The organism is Providencia sp. PROV255, assembly GCF_028478065.1.
Classification (GTDB): Bacteria; Pseudomonadota; Gammaproteobacteria; order Enterobacterales; family Enterobacteriaceae; genus Providencia; species Providencia rettgeri.
Genome location: NZ_JAMPMI010000009.1, coordinates 501,404 through 526,061, shown reverse-complemented (window position 1 = coordinate 526,061; position 24,658 = coordinate 501,404). Strand labels below are relative to the sequence as shown.

Here is a 24,658-nt window from a genome sequence, read left to right as displayed (position 1 = left end):
TTAGGGGGAAACTAATTTATTGTTGATATTATTCCTCTTCGTAGGGTCATTAGTCATGAATATAACTACCGTCAATGGCAGCTCACGATATAAAGTAGTGAGTAACAACTCACGTATTATTTAGAGGGTGAGGATAAAAGAAGGTAAGTGGTATGAATAGCCACTAATTCAATATTATCCATTTTATAGTTTTAGTGTAAAACTTAAAGGCCTTATGGGTAAGTTAGTGGTTGTGTTAAATTTGATAAGCTATAACATCTCAAATTTGATATACTACCTATAGTAACTAATCAAAAAGTATAAAATTTTCATTATTTTTCTGTGATATAGGGACTTCAAATTTGGCGAAAAGAACCTATTCTGTTCGGTATATTGCAGGTGAGCCCGCTAAACGTATTCAGCCGATGCCTGTTCATATGTTAGGTGAATCACTTCCAATCGGTTTACCACTGTTTGCAGCGGGTGAAACTCTTGATGTGGTTACATGGAATATTTACAAACAGCAACGTCCAAATTGGAAACACACCCTTAACGAATTAGTGAAAGATAGAAAACTAATCTTGCTGCAAGAGGCTCAAATGTCACCTGAGCTAATATCTTTTGCGGCATCACATAAATTAATCGCTGATCAAGTACCTGCATTACCTTTCTCGCCTCACCCTGCTGGAGTGATGACTCTTGCAGCTTCACATCCGATATACTGCTGTCCTTTACGAGAAAAAGAGCCACTTTTACGGCTAGCTAAATCTGCACTGATTACGGTTTATCCGTTACCAAATGGAAAACACTTGATGGTAGCAAATGTGCATGCAATTAACTTCAGCTTTGGTGTGGATGTTTATACTCGGCAATTAAGTAAGCTGGGAATTCATATTGCTAAACATGTTGGCCCAGTGATCCTTGCGGGTGATTTTAATGCATGGAGCAGGCAACGAGTAAATGCATTAAAACGGTTTATTCGTAGTGTTGGTTTAAAAGAAATTGCATTTAATGATGATTACCGTACTAAGGCCTTTGGGCGCCCTTTAGATTACGTATTTTATCGTGGATTGAAGGTTAAAAACAGCATTGTACTACCAACAGATGCTTCTGATCATAACCCTATTATGACCAAATTTACGCTTTCTAAGTAATTAAGATTATCTCCCTTATTTTCCCTCGTATTTAATTGTAGATTCGATGAACTACTTTTATAGGGAATATCAGATTGAAATCATCGTTTTTATACATTCTTTTCTTTTTTGCACAAATAGCTAATGGGTCTAGCTTATTGTTGGCAAAACATGCTGAACAGTTGCCTCGTTTAGTTATTTATGACTCATCTTATCGACAAATTTCTTATCCAAATGGTGATGTGCCCGAACAATATGGTGTTTGTTCTGATGTAGTTATACGAAGCTACCGAAAAATTGGTATTGATTTACAAAAATTAGTACATGAAGACATGAAAGCAAACTTTAGCCAATATCCCAGCCAACGTATATGGGGATTACGTAAGCCAGATACAAATATTGATCATCGTCGCGTGCCTAATTTAGAGGCTTTTTTTTCACGTAAAGGGAAAAATAAGCCTATTTCAAAGAGTGCCAGTGATTATGTACCTGGCGATATTGTCTCATGGCGTTTAGATAATGGTCGGCCACATATCGGTGTTGTAACTTCGATAAAGTCACCAAGTACACAAAGTTATTTAGTTATGCACAATATAGGATATGGCCAAGTTGCTGAAGATGTTTTATTTCGTTGGGATATTGTTGGACATTATTCTTATTAAATGAAATTGTTTTTATGTAATATAATTCTCATAATTATAATTTCCATAATTAACTTATTCGTCAGGTTATATATATATAAGTGATTAGTTTTATTTGTTGTTTTTTAAACTATACCCTAATTATTGTATTGGAATTAATTTTCCATGGGCTATATTTATAACTGGTAGGCATAGCGTATAAAACTTAATTAATTATATATACGGTGGTTAATGTAATGAAAAATATAATTATTGTAGGCGGTGGGACTGGTGGAACGATGCTAGCGAATACACTTGCCAGAAAATTGAGTAAAGAAATTTTTTCGAAGAAAATAAAAATAACATTAATTACTGATAATCCAATCCATTATTATAAACCTGCATTTATGTATGTTGCTTTTAATTTATTTTTTAAGGATGAACTGAGTCGCCCTGAAAGAGAATTGCTAAGACCTGAAATAGAGTTAGCCATTGATAAAATTGAGTCCTTTGATTTTAAAAATAAAGCGCTAAACTCAAAGGATGGAAAAAAATATAATTATGATTTTCTTGTTATTGCGACAGGTTGCGTGCCGAAACCTGAGCGCATTGAAGGTTTAAAGGATATTGGTAACCATTTTTATGCTTATGATGCATCGAGAAAGCTAGCTGACCAATTGGCTAAGATTGAAAAAGGTCGAATTTTTATTACGGTATCATTCCCTGAAACGCCAAATGTACCCCATCAGTGTGGTATCGCACCGATGGAAACAACTTTAATGATTGATGAATTTTTACGTAAACGTCGAGTTAGGGATAGTATTGAAATCGTTTATACCTATCCAACAGTTTCACAATTATTGCGTAACTGTTTATTCATGCAACAACCTGTTTGTGAAGTTATTCCTGAAGTATTTACTGCTAAAAATATTAAAGCTCAGAGAGGGTTTACTTTAGATAAAGTTGATCCAGATAAAAAAATAGCTTATTCGAAAGAAGGTGATGAGCAAAATTTCGACTTATTGATCAGTACTCCGCCAATTACCGCGGTTGAGGCAGTTATTAATACCGGATTAAGTGAGCATAATAATGGTGAAGGATGGCTGCCAACTGATCACGAAACTATGCAAGTTTATGGTGTAGATGGTGTTTATGTTATAGGTGATACTGTTGATTTACCGATCAGTAAAGCAGGTGGAAGTTGCCATAATCAGGCTGCAATTATAGCTGATAATATCTGCGGAGAATTAATTTATGGTTATCCCGCAGCTATCTATGATGGGCGAGTTCAAGCTGTTGCTCAAATGGGATTAACGGCAGGGATGCCTTTACAATACGATTATAAACACGATGTTATTCCTACGCCTCCGACTAAATTAGGGGGATTACTAAGAAATGGCTTTAATAGAGGTATTTATTGGGCTGCTATTCGTGGCTTAGTTTAAGGAGGAAATCAAAATGTCTAATAATGAAAATCAAAGTAAACTAGTTGAACTTCTTAATTCTGAGTCGGGTGATCATTTCGCAGACAAATTAGCACCGCTATTACAATTGAATCGTTTAGATAATATTGTTGATTTACTTTCTCTAATTTCTGACCTTATTGACATTACTGATAATAGCACGGTAGAAAAACTGGCAAACTCATTTGAGGATACTCTAGCGCCAGTCTGGGAATTCGGCACTGCATATAATATGGCTAAAATGGAGGAAATATATAATAGTAAAAATCCAAATTTTCGTTCGGTGTATGCTTTATTAAAAGATCCAAATACATTACGTGGAATTAGTACCGTTTTACGAACCTTGCAAATAATGGGTTCTCGATTGTCTTCCCCCCAAGAGGGATAATATTTCGGAGGTGGTATGATATTAGATAAATTGTATTCTTTTGATACGCGTGTGATACATAATTACTATGATGCAGCCGAAAATTTAGGATCACTCGCTTCTCCTATTTATCAAACGTCAACTTACGTATTTGATAGTGTTGAAGAAGGTGCCGCTTGTTTTAGCGGTGAATCGGATGGGTATATTTATACACGAATAAATAACCCAACATTAAGTTTGTTGGAAAAGCGGCTTGCTGATTTAGAAGAGGGAAATGCAGCAATTGTATTTTCTTCAGGGATGGGGGCAATAACATCGACTCTTTGGACCTTACTAAGCCCAGGAGATGAGCTGTTAGTTGATATGACGGTTTATGGCTGTACATATGCATTCTTTCATCATGGGTTAGCTAAATTTGGTGTCAAAGTTCGTCACATTGATATGAGTGACCCAAATAATGTGGCACAGGAACTCACTGAAAAAACAAAGATGATATTTTTCGAGTCACCTGCAAACCCAAATATGCGCTTAGTTGATATTAATGCTGTGAGTAATATCGTTCATCAATATAACCTTGCAAATAACCAAGAAATATTGGTGACAGTAGATAATACCTATTGTACTCCTTACATTCAAAAACCACTTGAGCTTGGGGCGGATATCGTTGTTCATTCATTAACGAAATATATGAATGGGCATGGTGATGTGATGGCTGGCGCTGTTATAACAACTGAGGAATTAGCGAAGCAAATCAGATTGGTTGGCCTGAAAGATATGACTGGAGCATGTTTATCCCCTCATGATGCAAACCTGATATTGCGAGGAATGAAAACACTGCCAATCAGAATGGAAAGGGTGGTTAAAAATGCACAGAAAGTTGCAGAATATTTGGCTTCGTTATCTGAAGTTTCTCAGGTTATGTATCCAGGTTTACCGAGTTTTCCGCAATACTCATTAGCTCAAAAGCAGATGAAGCTACCCGGGGGAATGATTGCTTTTGAACTTAAAGGGGGCCTTGAGGCGGGTAAGCAGTTTCTGAACCGTCTACAGCTATTTTCTTGTGCGGTTAGCTTAGGTGATTGTGAGTCATTGGCTCAGCACCCTGCAAGTATGACCCATTCTACTTACACTGCTGAGGAACGAAAACAGTATGGGATTAGTGATGGGCTTATTCGTTTATCAGTTGGGTTAGAAAGCGCTAATGATTTGATTGCCGATATTAAGCAAGCGCTCATTTGATACCACAATAGGTAACAAAAGGCCCTATATCATATAAATATAGGGCCTAAATTCACTTTACGAATACTTTAGTCGATTAAGATTTTTGAAATTTACGCATGACAAAGAAGGTGACGCTCAATATAGCGACCCATGCAAACCCGACGAGAAGGGCAACTTGTGTATCTTTAAAGAAGCCAAGTAGCGCGATAACAAAGACCATAAATGCAATAGTAATTGCAGGGCCAATCGGCCAAAATGGAACTGGGAATTTGAGTTTTTTAACTTCTTCAGCGCTCATTTGGCGACGCATTGCGACATGAGAAAGTAGGATCATTAACCAGACCCAAACAGTTGCAAAGGTTGCGATTGATGCAATAATCACAAAGATTTTTTCTGGAAGTAGGTAGTTCAAATACACGCCGAGTAACATTACCACGGACATCACCATCACAGTGACCCAAGGCACCCCACTTTTCGTTAACTTGGTAAAGACTTTTGGTGCCTGCTTGTCTTGAGCCATACCATACATCATACGACCAGCACCAAAAATATCACTATTGATAGCTGAGACGGCTGCTGTGATCACCACGATATTTAAGATATTTGCCGCTGATTGAATACCTAAGCTATCAAAAATTTGGACGAATGGGCTGCCATTCTGACCAATTTGATTCCACGGATAGATGCACATCAGAATAAAAAGTGTTAACCCATAGAATAATAAAATACGAATGGGTACTGCATTGATTGCTTTAGGAATAGTTTTTTCTGGATTTTGTGCTTCACTGGCGGTAATACCGATCACTTCGATACCCCCAAAGGCGAACATTACGATAGCTAAGGATGCAATAACACCTTCAATACCGTTAGGCATAAAGCCACCGTGTTCCCAGAGATTTTGGATACCCACCGCATGGTCAGTTTCTTGGCCGAAACCGTAGAACATTAAGAAGGTACCACCAACAATCATTGCGATGATTGCGGAGACTTTCACGATAGACAGCCAAAATTCCATTTCACCGAAAATTTTAACATGGCATAAATTGAGCGCACCAATAAATAGCACGATACTTAATACCCATACCCATTGGTCAACATGTGGAAACCAGAACCCCATGTACATCCCGAAAGCGGTAATATCAGCCAAGCACACGACTAACATTTCAAATACGTAGTTCCAGCCAGTCAAAAAACCAGCGAGGGGGCCCATGTAATGGCTAGCGTAGTGAGAGAATGAACCGGGTACTGGGTGATGCACTGCCATCTCGCCTAAGGCTCGCATGACCATAAATACAGCGGCACCACCGACCATATAAGCGAGTAAAACTGCTGGACCTGCCGCTTGAATGGCAGAAGCAGAACCATAAAATAAGCCGGTACCAATCGCTGACCCTAGAGCCATAAAGCGAATGTGCCGAACACTCAGCCCCTTTCTGAGTTGATTTTGTTCACTACTTTGCATGTCTTTTCCTGTCTTTTTCTTCGTTCGATATGTTGTTCCGAATATGCTTTCGGTATTGTTTATTCAGTCGGACGTACTTTATTGAACCCTAAGGTGGCTACATTATCACAAACTTCCTTGTTCGTGAGATAGATATCTGCAATATAATGCGTGCTTAGCTAACTATTTTAGGAGTGATATGAAATACCCAATTAATGAAATTTTCCAAACCATTCAGGGAGAGGGGGTTTTTACTGGTGTTCCTGCTGTGTTTATTCGTTTACAGGGCTGCCCAGTTGGATGTAGCTGGTGTGATACCAAACAAACATGGGAAAAAGAACAAGATAAAGAATCGACCCTAGGGGATATCGCACTTAAAACGATTGATTCAGATTTATGGGCCATGGCAAGCGGTGAGGCATTGATTCAATTAATGAAAGAAAAACACTTCAGCGCACAGCATATTGTTATTACCGGCGGTGAGCCTTGTATTTATGATTTACAGCCACTGACTGGGATATTAGAACAACACGGATATCAATGCCAAATTGAAACTAGCGGCACATACCCTATTCAATGCACAGATAACACATGGGTTACCGTATCACCAAAAGTCGGTATGAAAGGAGGGTTACAGGTGATCAGCCAAGCAGTAAATCGTGCTAATGAAATTAAGCATCCTGTTGCTCGCGAAAAAGATATTGAGGCTCTTGAGAAAATTTTAGCATTACGTACTGTCGAGCCCTCTCCATCAGTGGCATTGCAGCCAATTAGCCAAAAGGCGGCAGCAACAAAATTGTGTATTGCAACCTGCATTCAACGTAACTGGCGGTTATCGATTCAGACACATAAGTATTTGGATATTCAATAATAAAAATAGCGATAACCTAGCAGTAACCCCCAATAGTTTGAAAACGCTTATTGGGGGTCTTTAAATTATCTAAATGGTTGGTTTAATGGTACTTCAGGATCTGGCTCGTGAGTAATACGGTTACGTAAGTCACGGCGAATAATTTCAATAGACCAAAACCAAATTAAATGACCAAATATTTCTGACACATTCTCATACCATGGCAGGTCGAAAAGTGGAGGGGTGAGCCCCATTAGAGGGAATGAAATCATGTGGACAAATAATTGCGCCAGTGCACCTGCTAACAACCCTTGCCATAGCTTAATTTTAGGGAATATTTCAGCAACAATGCAATACCCGACCGCAAACACGATAGAAAATATGATGTGAGTAACACCCACAGAGTTAAAAACGTGCCCAGCAAAGGTATAAACTGCAGAGTTAGGATCTGCAATTCCTAACCAATCTCTTAAGAAAATATAAGGTGGATTGAGGAAATTGCGTGAGCAGTCAATTTGTTCTGCTGCACGAATCAGTGTTTCAGGTGAACAAGCGGCATTAAACATATCCGTTGGACTTCTTGGGGGTAATGGAACTTCAGCGCCCCACTTGACAAACGAAGAGACAATACCTGCAATTAAACCGATAAATGCTGCCAGCCCATAGCGCCTTCTGGACTTAGGTGTTTGTTGAAATAGATTCATTTTCCCTGCCTTATTAAAAGTAAATAATGATAAATAATAGATCAGGTTATAATTTGATGCACTATGTCAAATAAATGTTTTTATATCCTTAATGTTAAGGGGGGAATATCAGCCACTGATTTATTGCCTTAATCTCGACCTTAATAACGTATGGATCTTTAGGATTTAGCCTGTAAAAGGCAGTCAGGAAGCTTTCTATACAGCGTTGGGCATTGATATTGGTGATGAGTGATGGGTGATGAGTCGAAAGTGAGGATATAGGGATTTAGCCCCTCATTTATGTTCAAAACCTATTAGGCTTGCCGCTAAGTCAGCGGTCTGAGGAGCGTGTATCCCTATGTTATATGACTTTTTTAGCGCATTAACTTTTAAGCTTCCCCGCGATAGACGCAGCCTGCATTGCAGGTTTCTTTTACAGTAACCGCACTTAATAATGGTAGTAAAGGCTTAGTTTGTTGCCAAATCCACTGGGCTAACACCTCACTAGTTGGGTTTTCTAACCCTTCTATATCATTTAAATAGTGATGGTCTAAGCGTTCCCAAATAGGCTTAAAAGCGGCTTTTACATCGGAGAAATCAATAATCCAACCACTATGTGAGTCGACTTCACCGGTGATTTCTAAACGCACCATGAAAGAATGGCCATGGAGTCGGCCACACTTATGACCCTCTGGTACATGAGGAAGTTTGTGGGCGGCTTCGAAAGTGAAATCTTTATAGATTGTTGTGCTCATATGTGGCTCCTTGTTGTGAATAAACAGCGTATTGTACTGCATTTTTAGGTGAAAATATCTTTAATTACTAAAATAGCGTTAACCGCTTTTATCAATATGATCCATCAGTTAATTGCTTTAGGCTTTTTAGTTATTAATTATGGCTATCGTTTCTTATCCCATTATCTAGGGTTGTTATAACCTAACGGCATACCCTATATGTTTCAGGTACTGCGGTATTTTTTGCTTTATTACCCTAATTATTTGGGGGAATGAGCAGATGTTAGGTTGTCGGTCTTTTCTGGGGTAATGACATGGCATCGTTTTTTTAAATCAAAGATGAATAACGCTGGGGTTACAAGATAATGACAAAAAAACAGCCGCCATTAGCGGCGCTGCCAATATCTGTTGAGCAATTAACACGTTTACAGACGGCCGTTGATGATTTTTCATCTCATCAACTCGCATGGCTTTCTGGGTATTTGTGGGGAGTGGTAAATCAAAATACGCAAGTTGATGCATCGGTCAGTACGCCTGCAGTTACGCAAGACACTATCACAATTATCTCAGCATCACAGACAGGAAATGCACGTCGCCTATCAGAGCAGCTCAGAGAGCGCTTGGTTGCTGAAAAAATTAGTGTGAATTTAGTAAATGCAGGGGATTATAAATTCAAGCAAATCAACCAAGAGAAAGTGTTGGTTATTGTAGCGTCAACGCAGGGTGAAGGGGAGCCCGCCGAAGAAGCAGTTGCATTGTATAAATACCTTCATTCTAAAAAAGCGCCTAATTTATCACAGACCAGCTATGCGGTTTTCGCACTGGGGGATTCCTCTTACGAAAAATTTTGCCAAGCAGGTAAAGATTTCGATTCGCGACTTGCATCATTAGGGGCTATATCGTTAACCGAGCGAATTGATGCCGATGTTGAGTATCAAGCGATTGCGAGTGAGTGGGTTGAAAACCTCACACAAATTTTAAAAGCTCGCGTTCCTGCTCAAAGTGATAGCCAATTATTGGCGACTCAAACAGGAAGTGTGAATGAAATTCATTCATCACCTTATAGTAAAACTGCGCCATTAACAGCGTCTCTTCTGAGTAATCAAAAGATCACCAGTCGAGACTCGCATAAAGATGTTCGCCATATTGAAATTGATCTCGGTGACTCTGGTTTACGTTATCAACCTGGTGACGCGCTAGGTGTTTGGTTCGATAATGACCCTGCTTTAGTTGATGAGCTGGTGGCTTTGTTGTGGTTGCAAGGTGACGAAGAAGTCTTTATTGGTTCACAGCGCCATTCACTACGCGATGCACTAATTTATCAATTAGAACTGACACAAAATACCCCAGTAATTGTTGAAAAATATGCTCAGTTGTCAAAAGATGATGCGTTGTTGTCATTGATTAGCGATAAAGCCGCTATTTTGCACTACGCACAAAATACGCCAATCGTAGATATGGTACGCCAAGCGGCATCTCAGCCTACTGCCCAAGAATTTGTTGACCTACTGCGTCCGCTAACCCCTCGTTTGTACTCGATTTCTTCTTCCCAATCTGAGGTAGAAAATGAAGTTCATGCAACGGTTGGGGTTGTCCGCTATGAGATTGATGGTAAGGCACGTACTGGTGGTGCATCAGGTTTCTTAGCTGACCGCTTAAATGAGGATGATGAACTTCGCATATTCATTGAACACAATGATAACTTCCGTCTTCCACAAGACCCAAATACGCCTGTGATCATGATTGGCCCTGGCACCGGGATCGCGCCATTTCGTGCTTTCTTACAGCAGCGTGATAATGACGGTGCGACAGGGAAAAACTGGTTATTTTTTGGTAACCCACATTTTGTTGACGACTTTCTCTACCAGGTGGAATGGCAGCGCTATGTCAAAGACGGTTTATTAACCCATATTTCATTAGCATGGTCCCGCGACCAGCAAGAAAAAATCTATGTACAAGATAAACTTCGCGAAGAAGGTGAAGAAGTATGGCAATGGTTACAAGAAGGTGCGCACATCTATGTATGTGGTGATGCAAACCGGATGGCCAAAGATGTCGAACAGGTATTATTAGATATCGTCAGTCAATACGGGAACATGGATAGTGAAGAAGCTGATGAATTTTTAAGTGAGCTGCGCGTAATGCGCCGTTATCAGAGGGATGTTTATTAATGAGCAATGAACAACAACAAAAGCCCTTAATTGTCGAAGGTAAACTTGCTGACAGTGAACGCATGAAGCAAGACAGTAATTACTTACGTGGAACCATTAAGGATGACTTAAAAAATGGGTTAACGGGAGGTTTTGAGGGTGATAATTTCCTGTTGATTCGTTTTCACGGGATGTATCAACAAGATGACCGTGATATTCGTGCCGAGCGGGCGGAACAAAAACTCGAACCTCGCCATGCAATGATGCTGCGTTGTCGTTTGCCGGGCGGCATAATTACGCCCAAGCAATGGCTTGATATTGATAAGTTTGCCACGGAGCACACGCTGTATGGCAGTGTGCGTATTACGAATCGGCAAACATTTCAGTTTCATGGCATCCTCAAAGGGGATGTAAAGCCTGCCCATCAAATGCTAAGTCATGTTGGTTTAGATGCCCTTGCAACGGCGAATGATGTTAACCGTAACGTGTTATGCACTTCTAACCCTGTGCAATCCGAATTGCACCAACAAGCCTATGAATGGGCAAAGAAAATATCTGAACATTTATTACCGCGCACTAGTGCTTACGCGGAAATTTGGTTAGATAAAGAAAAGATAGTGACAACGGATGAAGAGCCAATTTTAGGGCAAACTTATTTGCCACGAAAATTTAAAACCTCAGTCGTGATCCCACCACTAAATGATGTGGACTTGCATGCAAATGATATGAACTTTGTTGCAATTGCCCAAAACGGTGAGTTGATCGGTTTTAACGTGTTGGTGGGCGGTGGCCTTGCTATGACTCATGGGGATACCGCAACATTTCCTCGCTTAGCCAGTGAGTTTGGGTTTATTCCATTAGACAAAACATTAGCCATTGCAGAAGCGATAGTCACCACTCAACGGGATTGGGGCAATCGAACTGAACGTAAAAATGCAAAAACCAAATATACCCTTGAACGTGTAGGAGTCGATACTTTCAAAGCAGAGGTCGAAAGGCGCTCTGGTGTAACTTTTGAGCCCATTCGGCCTTATCAATTCACTGAACGTGGTGACAAAATTGGCTGGCTCAAAGGGATTGATAATCGCTGGCACTTAACATTGTTTATTGAAAATGGTCGATTAATTGATTTAGAAAATAAGCCATTAAAAACCGGTGTGGCCGAAATTGCGCGTATTCATCAAGGTGATTTTCGTTTAACGGCAAACCAAAACTTAATTGTCGCGGGGGTGCCTGAAAGTGAAAAAGCGGCAATTGAAGCGATTGCCAGATCTCATGGGTTAATGAGTGATGACATAACGGCGCAACGTGAAAACTCCATGGCTTGTGTATCATTTCCAACTTGCCCGCTCGCGATGGCGGAAGCCGAACGCTTTTTACCTGAATTTATTAGTCAGGTGGAAAGTATTATGGCCTCTCATCAAGTGGCCAATGAACATATCGTTTTGCGGATAACGGGTTGCCCTAATGGCTGTGGGCGAGCGATGTTGGCAGAGGTTGGGCTGGTCGGTAAAGCTATTGATAGATATAACTTACATTTAGGTGGAAATCGCATTGGTACTCGTATTCCACGCATGTATCGTGAAAATATTAGCAGTGCGGAAATTCTAACCATTTTAGATGAATTAATCGGTGACTGGGCAAAGGCACGCTTGCCTGACGAAGGGTTTGGCGATTTTCTTATTCGCACCAATGTCGTAAAACCGGTATTGAATTCAGCCATCGATTTTTATGAGGTAAAGGAGGCGGTATGAGTCGACTTGAGCTAGCAACACTCACCGCACTCGATAAGCCCCAACAAGTCGCTTATCTCGCGGAGTTTAATTCCCAGTTAGAAGCTATGAATGCATTGCAACGGGTTGAGTGGGCGATTGAATATTTACCCGCAGAGTTTGTGTTGTCTTCCAGCTTTGGTATCCAAGCGGCACTAACATTGCATATGGTGACGCAAATTGTGCCAAATATCCCAGTTATTTTAACGGATACCGGTTATTTGTTCCCAGAGACCTATCAATTTATTGAGGCGTTAACAGATAAGTTGAATTTAAATTTACAGGTGTATCGAGCAAAGCAGTCACCTGCTTGGCAAGAAGCGCTATATGGTCAACTTTGGACGCAAGGGCTTGATGGTATTGAGCGTTATAACCAATTGAATAAAGTTGAGCCAATGGAGCGCGCGTTACATGAATTACAGGCACAAACTTGGTTTTCAGGTTTACGGCGAGAGCAATCAGCAAGCCGCGCAAATTTGTCTGTGCTAGGTATCGGAAAAGGCATTTTTAAAGTTTTACCAGTGATTGATTGGAATAATAAGCAAGTTTATGAATATCTAACAAAATATGATTTACCCTATCATCCTCTGTGGGAGCAAGGGTATTTATCGGTTGGTGATACCCATACAACTCGCAAATGGGAAGAGGGAATGAATGAAGAAGATACTCGTTTTTTTGGATTAAAGCGTGAATGCGGGCTGCATGAAAACTAAATACTCGTCATAATTCAAGCCGCAGCGTTGTTGGCTACGTGCATTCGCACTAGTCACATACTGGTGTATGCTCCTAGTGACTCATTTACTTGCCGCCTAGCTGCAACGTGAATTATTTAGAGTATTAATTTAGTCATAATTCAAGCCGCAGCGTTGTTGTCTACATGCAACTCGAATTATTTAGGGTATTGAATATAAGCAAATAATAACTAAATAAATAAAATATTTGTTTAATTACAAAGGAATACTTTTGTATTTAAAAAAGTATTTCAAGCTAATTATTAAATTAAATCAGTAATTAGTTAACTTGTTAAATTTAATCTAAGTTTTATTTTTTATTTGTATTTATCGATTTTCTATCAGGGTTGTGATGATTATTTGGCTTATTCCTTTCAGTTACAAGAAAGAGCTTTTTGTCATTTCAAACCTATTGTTTGAAGCCATATAGTCAATTTTATATTTCTTATAATCAGTTTATATAACGATGGGTGAGCAAGATGGATTATTTACCATTATTTGTCGATGTCCGCACGCGAAAGGTCGTGTTAATTGGCGGCGGTGTTGTCGCAGCACGAAAAGCAGAATTGCTAATAAAAGCACAAGCTGACTTAGTGATCATCTCACCGACGTTATGTACACAGTTACAAGCGGAGCACCAACAAAATAAATTTGTTTGGTTAGCTGAAGATTACCAATCCATTCATTTAGATGATGCTTTTTTAGTTATCGCAGCAACAGATGATGCATTACTGAATGAAACCGTTTTCTATGACGCTAATGAACGGAAAGTATTCGTTAACGTGGTTGATGACCAGCCGTTATGTTCATTTATTGTACCTTCTATTATTGATCGTTCCCCGGTGATTGTGGCGATCTCTTCAGGAGGGACGGCACCTGTTTTGGCTCGTTTACTTAGAGAAAAACTGGAAACGATGCTACCAACTTCCTTGGGAAAGATGGCAGAAATAGCCGGCCGCTGGCGTCATAAAGTCAAAGAAACACTAACGAGTATGCGTGAAAGGAAGCGCTTCTGGGAAAAAAGTTTCAGTGGACGTTTTGCTTCGCTAGTTGAAAAAGGGCAATTCAGTGAAGCGGAACAACAATTGGAACGTCAATTGTATGAACCTGATAACCATGGCGAATTAACCTTAGTCGGTGCCGGTCCGGGAGATGCGGGGCTACTGACGTTAAAAGGGTTGCGAGTTTTACAAAGTGCAGAGGTGGTTTTGTATGACCATCTGGTGAGTGAAGAAATACTCGAACTAGTTCGTCGCGATGCTGACAAAATTTGTGTTGGGAAACGCGCAGGAAATCACAGTGTTTCCCAAGAAGAAACCAATGCTTTGATCGTGAAATTTGCTCAACAAGGTAAAAAAGTGGTGCGCCTGAAAGGTGGTGATCCTTTTGTGTTTGGGCGAGGGGGAGAAGAGCTACAAGTTGCGGCACAAGCGGGGATCCCATTTCAAGTGGTTCCTGGTGTAACAGCGGCGATTGGTGCAGCCGCTTACGCGGGGGTTCCGCTGACTCACCGAGAGCATTCACAGAGTATTACGTTTATTACAGGTCATTGTCGTGAAAATGGAATGGAACTTGATTGGCAGGCGCTTGCTCGAGGGAACCAAACGCTAGCTATCTATATGGGCACCGTAAAGGCCGCGAAAATCAGCGAACAGTTGATTCAATTCGGCCGTGCTGAAAATACCCCTGTTGCTGTTATCGGCTGTGGCACTCGGCGTGAACAAAAAGTAGTGACTGGCAAATTAAACGAGCTTGAAGTATTAGCACAGCAGGCACCCGCTCCTGCTTTGATAGTGGTTGGTGAAGTAGCTGCATTGCACCAACAACTCGCGTGGTTTGGTTCTCAAACCGAAGACATCAGATGGCGCAGTGCCGTATTGGAACTGGCTTAAGTAAGGGGCTATCGTGAACGACAAAAAATTGACTCATTTACAGCAGTTAGAGGCAGAAAGTATTCATATTATTCGTGAAGTTGCCGCCGAATTTGCTAACCCAGTCATGCTGTACTCTATTGGTAAAGATTCCTCTGTGATGCTCCATTTAGCACGCAAGGCATTTTATCCGGGAAAACTGCCATTTCCTCTCTTACATGTTGATACGGGGTGGAAATTTCGTGAAATGTACGAGTTTCGTGATGCAACAGCAGAAAAATACGGTTTTGAGCTACTTGTTCATCGTAACCCTGAAGGAGAAAAGCTGGGGATCAACCCGTTTGTACATGGCAGTGCTAAGCACACCGATATTATGAAAACTGAAGGCTTAAAGCAGGCTTTGGATAAATATGGTTTTGATGCTGCATTTGGCGGTGCTCGTCGTGATGAAGAGAAATCACGCGCAAAAGAGCGGATCTACTCTTTTCGTGACCGATCTCATCGTTGGGACCCTAAAAACCAGCGGCCTGAGCTGTGGCATAACTATAATGGGCAGGTCAATAAAGGGGAAAGTATTCGTGTTTTCCCACTATCAAATTGGACAGAACTCGATATTTGGCAATATATCTATTTGGAAAACATCGATATTGTTCCCCTGTATTTTGCAAAAGAACGGCCAGTTATTCAGCGGGACGGTACTTTGTTAATGGTGGATGATAACCGTATTGACCTACAAGCGGGTGAAGTCATTAGTCAGCAAAAAGTGCGTTTTAGAACATTAGGTTGTTGGCCACTGACGGGAGCTGTGCCATCAGAAGCACAAACGCTGCCTGAGATTATAGAAGAAATGTTGATTTCTACGACGAGTGAGCGACAGGGGCGGCTGATTGATAGCGACCAATCCGCTTCGATGGAGTTGAAAAAGCGCCAAGGTTATTTTTAGTGGGCAAGGTTAATACGCAAAGTCAGGAGAAAAATCATGGCACAAGCCGTTTATAATGAATCAATCGCTCATCAAATTGAACAGCAAGGTGGTGTAGAACCTTATTTATTGGCGCAGCAACATAAAGGATTATTACGCTTTTTAACCTGCGGTAATGTGGATGATGGTAAAAGTACCTTAATCGGCCGTTTGCTGCATGATACTCGCCAAATTTACCAAGACCAACTGTCAACTTTGCAAAGTGATAGTAAGCGGATAGGGACTCAAGGGGAAAAACTTGACCTTGCTCTGCTGGTGGATGGCCTTGCTGCTGAACGTGAGCAGGGGATCACCATCGATGTGGCTTATCGTTATTTTTCAACAGAAAAGCGCAAATTTATTATTGCGGACACCCCCGGCCATGAGCAATATACGCGCAATATGGCGACAGGGGCATCAACTTGCTCACTTTCTATTTTGTTGATCGATGCTCGAAAAGGGGTACAGGAACAAACGCGTCGCCATAGTTTTATTAGTACATTGCTTGGGATCCGCCATCTTATTGTTGCCGTCAATAAAATGGATCTGGTGGATTACAGTGAAGCCATTTTTGAAAAAATAAAGCAGGATTACCAAAAGTTTGCAATGGAGTTGCCTGTGGATTTAACGGTCTGGTTTGTACCGATCTCAGCCCTAGATGGCGATAATATTGTAAATGCTAGCGATAATTTTAAGTGGTATCAAGGTGATACGCTATTATCGATATTAGAAAATGTTCAAGTGGAACAAAAAGCTTCGGAGCAAGCTTTGCGTTTCCCTGTGCAATATGTGAACCGCCCAAATTTAGACTTTCGCGGATACAGCGGGACATTATCAGCAGGGATCGTGGAAGTGGGTCAAAAGGTCAAAGTGTTGCCATCAGGCGCCACTTCAGCAATTAAAGAAATTGTGACTTTTTCAGGGGAACAAGATTTTGCTATACCGGGGGAAGCGATTACATTAGTACTTGAGGATGAAATTGATATTAGTCGTGGCGACTTAATTGTTGCACAAGATGAAACCTTACAAACGACGCAGCATGCTTCTGTCGATGTCGTGTGGATGTCTGAACAGCCATTAGTTCAAGGCCAACAACTTGATATTAAAATTGCGGGAAAACGCAGTCGAGCAAAAGTAGAAAATATTCAATACCAAGTTGATATCAATAATTTAACCCAGAAAGTAGCGACAGAGCTGCCGTTGAATGGGATTGGTTTAGTCGAGTTTTCCTTTGATGAGCCATTGTTACTGGAAAACTACCAACGCAATGCAGACACTGGTGGAATGATTTTTATTGATAGGCTCACAAATGTGACGGTTGGCGCGGGTTTAGTCCGCGAAACACAAGCCCCTGTTTTTGATCAACCCAGTGATTTTAGTGAATTTGAAATTGAGCTAAACAAATTAGTACGCCGCCATTTCCCACATTGGGGTGCGCGTGATGTATTGGGTGGGAAATAATACGGATGACAAAAGAAAACCATATTGTTTGGCACCAACATCAAGTAACTCGCCAATTACGTGAAAGTAATAATGGCCATAAAGGTGCTGTGTTGTGGTTCACCGGGTTATCAGGTTCTGGGAAATCGACATTAGCAGGGGCAATAGAGCACCAATTGACGTCCATGGGAATGAAAACCTATTTATTGGATGGCGATAATATTCGCCATGGTTTATGCCGTGATTTAGGGTTTAATGAGGCCGATAGGCAAGAAAATATTCGTCGAGTGGGGGAGGTGGCGAAGTTAATGGTTGATGCAGGGTTAATTGTTGCGACCGCATTTATTTCGCCTTTCCAAGCGGATAGACAAAAAGTTCGTGATTTATTTGAACCTGAGCAATTTTTTGAGTTGTACGTGGATACCCCCGTAAGTATTTGTGAACAGCGAGACCCCAAGGGGTTATATCAACAAGCACGGGAAGGAAAAATAAAACAATTCACGGGGATTGATTCCCCTTATGAAATACCTCAAAACCCTGAGCTGCATCTGGATGGACAACAACCCATTTCGGATTCCCTTTCCCAAATCATTGCGCTTTTATTGCGCAATCATGTCATTCAGCTAGATTATTAATACAGCTTAAATACCTCCTTTATTTTATCTGATGGTAAAATAAGGCGGTATTTTGCGTATTCAAACCCGACTTAATCTGACTTTTTAGCACAATTTTAGTATCACAGTAGCGTCAATCGTTGAGTTATGGGATGATTAGCAAATCATTTCAGGGGGCAAGATGGGTAAATTAACGCTACTATTAATTGCGATATTAGCTTGGTTACAGTATTCCTTATGGTTAGGCAAAAATGGCATACATGACTACGTACAAGTCAAAGATGATGTCGCCGCTCAGGAAATTGTAAATTCGCGCTTAAAAATGCGTAATGAACAGCTATTCGCTGAAATCAACGACTTAAATGATGGCCAAGATGCGATTGAAGAACGAGCCCGAACAGAGCTTGGGATGATCAAACCTGGAGAGTCATTTTATCGAATGGTTAAAGAAAGTAATAACCAGAAATAGACACAATAATATGATGTCAAAATAGTATACCCATTAGCCTGATAATTTCTGATGTAAGAATTCAACAATGACAAATCCAAACCATGCCCCACAAAATAATCTTCCGCGAATTGTTGCACTGATTCCTGCTGCTGGGGTAGGTAGCCGTATGAATGCAGAGTGCCCAAAACAATACTTGCAGGTTGCAGGTAAAACAATCATTGAGCACACCATCAGCGCATTGCTAGAAAATGATAAAGTGCAAGAAATTGTGGTTGCGTTGAGTGCGGAAGATGATTATTTTCAACAACTTGAAATTTCTAATGACCCTCGAGTGACGACGGTTATTGGTGGCAAAGAACGCGCCGATTCAGTATTAGCGGGACTGGATTTTTTAATTGCTAATCCCCAATTTTCAGATTGCTGGGTATTAGTGCACGATGCAGCGCGTCCCTGCCTTCATCAATCAGATTTAAATGAAATTATTCAATTAGCAGCGGAACAAAATTGTTGTGGTGGGATCCTCGCTGCCCCAGTGCGTGATACCATGAAACGTAGTTCAACAGCCAACCAATTAATTGACCATACCGTTGAACGTGAAGCGTTATGGCATGCCCTTACACCACAATTTTTTCCGTTAATATTATTACGGGATTGTCTAAGTAAAGCCTTGAAAGAAAACGCAGTGATCACCGATGAAGCTTCTGCGCTAGAATATTGCGGCCACCAACCTGTGTTAGTTGCTGGCCGCGCTGATAATTTAAAAGTGACGCGCCCAGAAGACCTCACTTTAGCGGAATTTTATCTTTCAAGAATGAACAACTAAGGAAAAAAAATGAGAATCGGACACGGTTTTGACGTACACAAATTTGGTGGCGAAGGCCCTATCATCATCGGTGGCGTGCGTATCCCTTATGAACAAGGTTTGCTCGCGCATTCTGACGGTGATGTGGTCTTACACGCGTTAACCGATGCAATTCTCGGCGCTGCTGCACTGGGGGATATTGGTAAATTATTCCCTGATACGGACCCTGCATATAAAGGGGCGGATAGCCGAGTCTTATTGAGAGACGCATTTTGCCATGTGCGTGCCAAAGGGTATCGCATTGGTAACATTGATATTACTATCATGGCTCAGGCGCCAAAAATGTTGCCTCATATCGCTCAGATGCGTGTGAATATTGCCGAAGATCTTGAGTGCCACATGGATGATGTGAATGCGAAAGCGACCACAACAGAGCAACTCGGTTTTGTGGGGCGTAAAGAAGGCATTGCCTGTGCTGCGGTTGTTCTTTTAATAAAAGATAATAGTAATGAAAGTAATGAATGTTCAGTACCTGCATGGTAAGCCATTATCTTCTGGCACGTTAAAAAGTGTCCCTGAAGATTTTATCGTCAAAGAAGATTTAGGCTTTGAGCTAGATGGCGAAGGCGAACATGTTATGGTTCGTGTGGAAAAAACAGGCTGTAATACCGTGTTTGTTGCTGAACAACTAGCAAAATTTGCTAAAATTTCAGCGAGAGCTGTCAGTTACGCAGGTTTAAAAGATAGGCATGCAGTGACAGAGCAGTGGTTTTGCCTGCAAATGCCGGGTAAAGAAACACCTGTTTTTTCGACTTGGCAACTCGAAGGCTGCCGAATACTGGCTGTTACTCGGCAAAAACGCAAATTACGTATTGGTTCCTTGAAAGGAAACCAGTTTGAAATAACGTTGCGTGATATTTCGGATGCAAAAGATGTTGAACAGCGTTTACAGAAAGTTGCATTAACAGGGGTGCCTAATTACTTTGGTGAACAACGTTTTGGGCGTGATGGACAAAATTTAACGCAAGCGTTACGTTGGGCAAACCAAGAAACCAACGTACGTGAACGCAACAAGCGTAGCTTCTATCTTTCAGCTGCTCGTAGTGCAATGTTTAACCATGTGGCAAGCGAACGTATTGCAAATAATACCGCTCAACACGTGATGTTGGGAGACGCATTGCAATTAACCGGTAGAGGAAGTTGGTTTGTCGCGACACAAGATGAGTTTGCTACATTGCAACCTCGCCTAGAGTCCAACGAATTAAGCATTACCGCGCCATTACCGGGTGATGGGGAGTTGGGAACTCAGGATGAAGCACTGGCATTTGAAACTCAGTGTTTAGCGGATTATCAACCCTTTATCTCTTTAATGCAGCGTGAACGAGTTTCTCCAGCTAGACGAGCGGTGATAACTAAACCTAAAAACTTACAGTGGGAATGGTTGGACGACTCGACGGTAAAACTGAATTTTTTCTTAAACTCAGGTTGTTTTGCAACCAGTGTTGTGAGAGAAATTATTAATCAAAATGGGCAGGATAATGTCGATGCTAAAGATTTTATTGAGTAATGACGATGGGGTAAATGCGCCCGGGATTCAAACCCTCGCGGCAGCGCTACGCCAATATTATCATGTTCAGGTGATTGCGCCTGATCGCAATCGTAGTGGGGCTTCTAATGCATTAACATTAGATAAACCACTTAAAATTCAAACGCTAAGTAATGGTGATCTTGCTGTACAAGAGGGAACGCCAACAGATTGTGTCTATATTGGAGTTAATAGAGTAGTACGTCCACGTCCTGATATTGTTGTCTCTGGTATTAACTGTGGCCCTAATTTAGGGGATGATGTTATTTATTCAGGTACTGTTGCAGCAGCAACTGAAGGTCGTCATTTAGGTTTACCTTCAATTGCGGTATCGTTAGATGGCGAAACGCATTATGAAAGTGCGGCGAAAGTGACATGCGATATTCTTGCGCTCTTACAGAAGAACCCATTGCGTGCAGGGAATATCTTAAATATAAATGTACCGGATATCCCGTACGAAGAAATTAAAGGTATCAAAGTCACTCGCTGTGGCAGTCGTCATGCCGCTTCTGAGGTGTATAGCTTAGAGGACCCAAAAGGGAATACATTGTATTGGCTAGGGCCAGTTGGGGAGATCCGTGATGCCAGTCCGGGAACGGATTTTGAGGCTGTACAAAATGGGTACGTTTCAATTACGCCATTACAAGTTGACCTAACCGCTTATAAAGCACACTCACTAGTGGAAGAGTGGCTCGAAAAATCAGGAGTGTCAGTACAATGAAAACAGGGCTCATGAAAGAACTTTTGGCTCAATTACGCCAACAGGGAATTCACGATGAGCGCCTATTAGATGCCATTTCACTTGTTCCTCGGGAACGGTTTGTGGATGAAGCGCTCTCCCATAAAGCCTATGACAATATCCCATTACCTATTGGTCATGGGCAAACTATTTCACAGCCCTATATTGTTGCTAAAATGACAGCGCTATTGGCTTTAGCACCGGATGATCACGTTCTTGAGATAGGAACTGGTTCAGGGTATCAAACCGCAGTATTGGCTCACTTGGTTAAGCACGTTTTTTCTGTTGAGCGGGTGAAGAGCTTGCAATGGGCGGCTAAACGGCGCTTGAAGCAACTTGATTTACACAATGTTTCAACTCGTCATGGTGATGGTTGGGAAGGTTGGCAATCAAAAGGCCCCTTTGATGCCATCATTGTTACTGCAGCACCAACAGAAATACCAACTCTACTATTAGGGCAATTAAAAGATGGTGGGCGAATGGTTCTACCTGTCGGTGATAAAGAACAAGCACTAAAGCTAATTACCCGACGAGGTAATGATTACCATACTAATGTTATCGAAAAAGTTCGTTTTGTCCCATTGATCGCGGGTGATCTTCTTTAATCTACTTGCAATGATATTTAATAAAAGCCTGACTATTTTTATAATGGGTTTAAATAAAATATCATTGCAAAGGTTTCATTAACTCAAATAGCAGTAAAACCATTCCAAATATGATACTTTACCCAACTGAATTTGAGAGAATAGCTTAAAGCGTTAGGTCATACTCTCAATTTATTATATTTTTAATATATTTAACTTGTTCACTATTTTGTATTTCTGCTTTAATAAGTGAAATATTTTATGATAACTCTATTGCTGACATTGTTTTGAATTGTCACGTCAGATTTTTCTTCACGGGAGAAGAAGCATGAAAATTGTTAGCCCTATAAGCAGAATTCGATGGGCCGTCATCTTTTCATTTAGCGGAGCGCTATTGGCTGGTTGTTCTACACCGTATCATACAGCAGCACCTATTTCGAGTGTGAATGATAGTCAGTCTCGCCAGCAAACGGTGCAAAGGACGACACCGGCCTCGTCACCAAATACGGGTATGAGCACGGCAATGCCGTCGTCTCGTCCTAATATATCGAATAATTCAAATACACAACCTGTAAGTCGTAGCTCAGCACCGGTAACAACCAATGGTGAAGGGCGGATTGTCTATAACCGCGACTATGGCAGTATTCCAAAAGGTAGCTATAGTGGCAATAGTTATACGGTTCAGCGTGGTGACACACTATTCTATATTGCATACTTAACAGGTAATGATTTCCGTGAGTTAGCATCGCGAAACAATATTCCAGAACCATACAGCCTCAATGTAGGACAGGTTATTAATATTGGTAACACAAATGTGAACTCGAGCACTCAATTAGCCGCAAATTCATCAAATAGTCATCAGCAAGCGGTTGATCTTCGAACAACTAATGAGTATCCTGCAAATAGTGGTGGTCAAACCTCAGGTAAAATGTTGCCTAATAATAAGAAACCTGCAACGCAAGTTTCAACGACAACAACAACCTCGACAACAACCGCTTCTACCGCAGTCAGTAGCACGAATAATTCGTCAATAAAATGGCGTTGGCCAGCTGATGGGAAAATGATTGAAGGTTTCTCTGACGCTCAAGGCGGGAACAAAGGGGTAGACATAGCCGGTTCTCGTGGTCAAGCTGTGCTCGCTGCTGCGCCAGGAAAAGTCGTTTACGCAGGTAATGCTTTGCGTGGATACGGAAATCTAATAATTATAAAACATAACGATGACTACCTAAGTGCTTATGCCCACAATGACACATTGCTTGTGCGTGATCAGCAGGACGTCACTGCAGGTCAAAAAATAGCTACTATGGGTAGTACTGGAACCAGTTCAGTTAGATTACACTTTGAAATTCGTTACAAGGGAAAATCAGTAAACCCGTTGCGCTATTTGCCGCAACGATAAACTGGGCAGAGTGCTTTGACATTCTGTCCGCATTATCTAGGGTAGGAGTCACTGATGAGCCAAAGTTCGCTGAAAGTTAACGAGTTATATAATGACCTCGATGAAAGTAATTTAAATGACACTTTTGACGAGAGTCAGTTTAAAGAAGAGGATCTGGTTACTGAGCTAGATGACGAAATGGATTTACTCCAGAACACAAATCAGCGTGTTCTGGATGCCACTCAAATTTATCTTAGTGAAATTGGGTTCTCACCACTCCTTACAGCAGAAGAAGAAGTTTTCTATGCAAGACGTGCATTGCGTGGTGATATTGCATCACGACAGCGTATGATAGAAAGCAACCTCCGTCTCGTTGTAAAAATATCACGTCGTTATAATAATCGAGGTCTTGCATTACTCGATTTGATTGAAGAAGGGAACCTTGGGTTGATTCGCGCAGTTGAAAAGTTTGATCCTGAAAAAGGGTTTCGCTTCTCAACGTATGCAACGTGGTGGATCCGTCAAACGATCGAACGCGCTATCATGAACCAAACTCGAACTATTCGCCTTCCTATTCATATCGTTAAAGAACTCAATATTTACCTTCGTACTGCACGTGAATTAGCCCAAAAGTTGGACCATGAGCCAAGCCCTGAAGAGATCGCTGAGCAGCTAGATAAACCTGTTGAAGATGTCAGTAGGATGTTACGTTTAAATGAACGTATCACATCTGTTGATACACCAATTGCAGGGGACTCAGAGAAATCTTTGCTTGAGGTATTGTCTGATGATAATGATTCAGGTCCAGAAAATACAATTCAAGATAATGACTTAAAAGATAATATTGTTAAGTGGTTATATGAATTGAACCCAAAACAGAGGGAGGTTTTAGCACGACGTTTTGGGCTTTTAGGCTATGAAGCTGAAACTCTGGAAGAAGTTGGCCGTGAAATTGGGTTAACAAGAGAACGTGTTCGCCAGATCCAAGTTGAAGGTTTAAAGCGATTAAAGGATATTTTACATGGTGAAGAGTTGACCCTAGAGTCGCTATTTAATATGTAAGGTGTTAATTAGATAGCTAAAGGCTCC

General features: G+C 41.1%; 24 protein-coding genes. 21 read left to right on the top strand and 3 right to left on the bottom strand.

What is annotated here, in order from left to right; all coding sequences use genetic code 11:
* Nucleotides 1–341 precede the first annotated feature (341 nt).
* The 5 genes from PR725_RS11605 to megL all read left to right on the top strand — a co-directional run bounded on the left by PR725_RS11605 (nt 342) and on the right by megL (nt 4,801).
* The gene (locus PR725_RS11605; RefSeq protein ID WP_004913919.1) at nt 342–1,133 is read left to right on the top strand and encodes an endonuclease/exonuclease/phosphatase family protein; all 792 of its coding nucleotides are present in this window, start codon (nt 342–344) and stop codon (nt 1,131–1,133) included.
* Between the two features lie 95 nt (nt 1,134–1,228).
* Nucleotides 1,229–1,774: a DUF1287 domain-containing protein gene (locus tag PR725_RS11600; protein WP_375372867.1), complete on the top strand. Its 546-nt coding sequence runs from the start codon at nt 1,229–1,231 to the stop codon at nt 1,772–1,774.
* A gap of 215 nt (nt 1,775–1,989) precedes the next feature.
* Nucleotides 1,990–3,177, top strand: coding sequence for an NAD(P)/FAD-dependent oxidoreductase (locus PR725_RS11595; RefSeq protein ID WP_123382448.1), 1,188 nt, complete (start codon nt 1,990–1,992; stop codon nt 3,175–3,177).
* A gap of 13 nt (nt 3,178–3,190) precedes the next feature.
* Entirely contained in the window at nt 3,191–3,583 is a 393-nt protein-coding gene (locus PR725_RS11590) for a hypothetical protein (protein WP_004913913.1), read from the top strand.
* 15 nt (nt 3,584–3,598) lie between these two features.
* Nucleotides 3,599–4,801: a methionine gamma-lyase gene (gene megL, locus PR725_RS11585; RefSeq protein ID WP_117162669.1), complete on the top strand. Its 1,203-nt coding sequence runs from the start codon at nt 3,599–3,601 to the stop codon at nt 4,799–4,801.
* Nucleotides 4,802–4,877: 76 nt separating this feature from the next.
* Here the strand turns inward: megL and PR725_RS11580 are convergent, their stop codons facing one another.
* Nucleotides 4,878–6,245: an amino acid permease gene (locus PR725_RS11580; protein WP_109911998.1), complete on the bottom strand. Its 1,368-nt coding sequence runs from the start codon at nt 6,243–6,245 to the stop codon at nt 4,878–4,880.
* A 178-nt stretch (nt 6,246–6,423) separates the two neighbouring features.
* Between PR725_RS11580 and queE the strand changes: the two genes are divergently transcribed.
* Entirely contained in the window at nt 6,424–7,095 is a 672-nt protein-coding gene (queE, locus tag PR725_RS11575; protein WP_109911999.1) for a 7-carboxy-7-deazaguanine synthase QueE, read from the top strand.
* Nucleotides 7,096–7,160: 65 nt separating this feature from the next.
* Here the strand turns inward: queE and PR725_RS11570 are convergent, their stop codons facing one another.
* Entirely contained in the window at nt 7,161–7,778 is a 618-nt protein-coding gene (locus tag PR725_RS11570; protein ID WP_004913904.1) for a YagU family protein, read from the bottom strand.
* A gap of 368 nt (nt 7,779–8,146) precedes the next feature.
* On the bottom strand, nt 8,147–8,512 hold the full coding sequence (gene queD, locus PR725_RS11565) for a 6-carboxytetrahydropterin synthase QueD (RefSeq protein WP_004913900.1): 366 nt from the start codon (nt 8,510–8,512) through the stop codon (nt 8,147–8,149).
* Between the two features lie 344 nt (nt 8,513–8,856).
* On the opposite strand from queD, the gene cysJ reads away from it, so the two are divergent.
* The 15 genes from cysJ (at nt 8,857) to rpoS (ending at nt 24,631) form a co-directional block, all read left to right on the top strand.
* Entirely contained in the window at nt 8,857–10,662 is a 1,806-nt protein-coding gene (gene cysJ / locus PR725_RS11560) for an NADPH-dependent assimilatory sulfite reductase flavoprotein subunit (protein ID WP_123382446.1), read from the top strand.
* Nucleotides 10,662–12,395, top strand: a complete 1,734-nt coding sequence (gene cysI / locus PR725_RS11555; RefSeq protein ID WP_110732231.1) for an assimilatory sulfite reductase (NADPH) hemoprotein subunit — start codon at nt 10,662–10,664, stop codon at nt 12,393–12,395. Before cysJ ends, cysI begins: the two co-directional genes overlap by 1 nt.
* Nucleotides 12,392–13,126: a phosphoadenosine phosphosulfate reductase gene (gene cysH, locus PR725_RS11550; protein ID WP_110732230.1), complete on the top strand. Its 735-nt coding sequence runs from the start codon at nt 12,392–12,394 to the stop codon at nt 13,124–13,126. Before cysI ends, cysH begins: the two co-directional genes overlap by 4 nt.
* Before the next feature lie 497 nt (nt 13,127–13,623).
* Nucleotides 13,624–15,036, top strand: a complete 1,413-nt coding sequence (gene cysG / locus PR725_RS11545; RefSeq protein ID WP_110732229.1) for a siroheme synthase CysG — start codon at nt 13,624–13,626, stop codon at nt 15,034–15,036.
* Nucleotides 15,037–15,049: 13 nt separating this feature from the next.
* Nucleotides 15,050–15,958, top strand: a complete 909-nt coding sequence (gene cysD / locus PR725_RS11540) for a sulfate adenylyltransferase subunit CysD (protein WP_004913887.1) — start codon at nt 15,050–15,052, stop codon at nt 15,956–15,958.
* A 36-nt stretch (nt 15,959–15,994) separates the two neighbouring features.
* A complete protein-coding gene (cysN, locus tag PR725_RS11535) occupies nt 15,995–17,437 on the top strand; it encodes a sulfate adenylyltransferase subunit CysN (RefSeq protein WP_109912004.1) in 1,443 nt (480 codons plus the stop codon).
* Between the two features lie 5 nt (nt 17,438–17,442).
* Complete coding sequence (gene cysC / locus PR725_RS11530) at nt 17,443–18,051, top strand: adenylyl-sulfate kinase (protein WP_109912005.1); 609 nt, start codon at nt 17,443–17,445, stop codon at nt 18,049–18,051.
* Nucleotides 18,052–18,211: 160 nt separating this feature from the next.
* Entirely contained in the window at nt 18,212–18,499 is a 288-nt protein-coding gene (gene ftsB, locus PR725_RS11525; protein WP_004260736.1) for a cell division protein FtsB, read from the top strand.
* 67 nt (nt 18,500–18,566) lie between these two features.
* Nucleotides 18,567–19,304, top strand: a complete 738-nt coding sequence (gene ispD, locus PR725_RS11520; RefSeq protein ID WP_004913881.1) for a 2-C-methyl-D-erythritol 4-phosphate cytidylyltransferase — start codon at nt 18,567–18,569, stop codon at nt 19,302–19,304.
* A gap of 9 nt (nt 19,305–19,313) precedes the next feature.
* On the top strand, nt 19,314–19,826 hold the full coding sequence (gene ispF / locus PR725_RS11515; protein ID WP_004260732.1) for a 2-C-methyl-D-erythritol 2,4-cyclodiphosphate synthase: 513 nt from the start codon (nt 19,314–19,316) through the stop codon (nt 19,824–19,826).
* Nucleotides 19,792–20,850, top strand: a complete 1,059-nt coding sequence (gene truD, locus PR725_RS11510) for a tRNA pseudouridine(13) synthase TruD (protein WP_109912006.1) — start codon at nt 19,792–19,794, stop codon at nt 20,848–20,850. Before ispF ends, truD begins: the two co-directional genes overlap by 35 nt.
* A complete protein-coding gene (gene surE, locus PR725_RS11505) occupies nt 20,828–21,589 on the top strand; it encodes a 5'/3'-nucleotidase SurE (protein WP_198634965.1) in 762 nt (253 codons plus the stop codon). Before truD ends, surE begins: the two co-directional genes overlap by 23 nt.
* Nucleotides 21,586–22,212, top strand: coding sequence for a protein-L-isoaspartate(D-aspartate) O-methyltransferase (locus PR725_RS11500; protein ID WP_004913875.1), 627 nt, complete (start codon nt 21,586–21,588; stop codon nt 22,210–22,212). The genes surE and PR725_RS11500 overlap by 4 nt, the downstream gene beginning before the upstream one ends.
* A 307-nt stretch (nt 22,213–22,519) precedes the next feature.
* Entirely contained in the window at nt 22,520–23,590 is a 1,071-nt protein-coding gene (gene nlpD, locus PR725_RS11495) for a murein hydrolase activator NlpD (RefSeq protein ID WP_109912008.1), read from the top strand.
* Nucleotides 23,591–23,644: 54 nt separating this feature from the next.
* On the top strand, nt 23,645–24,631 hold the full coding sequence (rpoS, locus tag PR725_RS11490) for an RNA polymerase sigma factor RpoS (RefSeq protein ID WP_102140104.1): 987 nt from the start codon (nt 23,645–23,647) through the stop codon (nt 24,629–24,631).
* Nucleotides 24,632–24,658 lie beyond the last annotated feature (27 nt).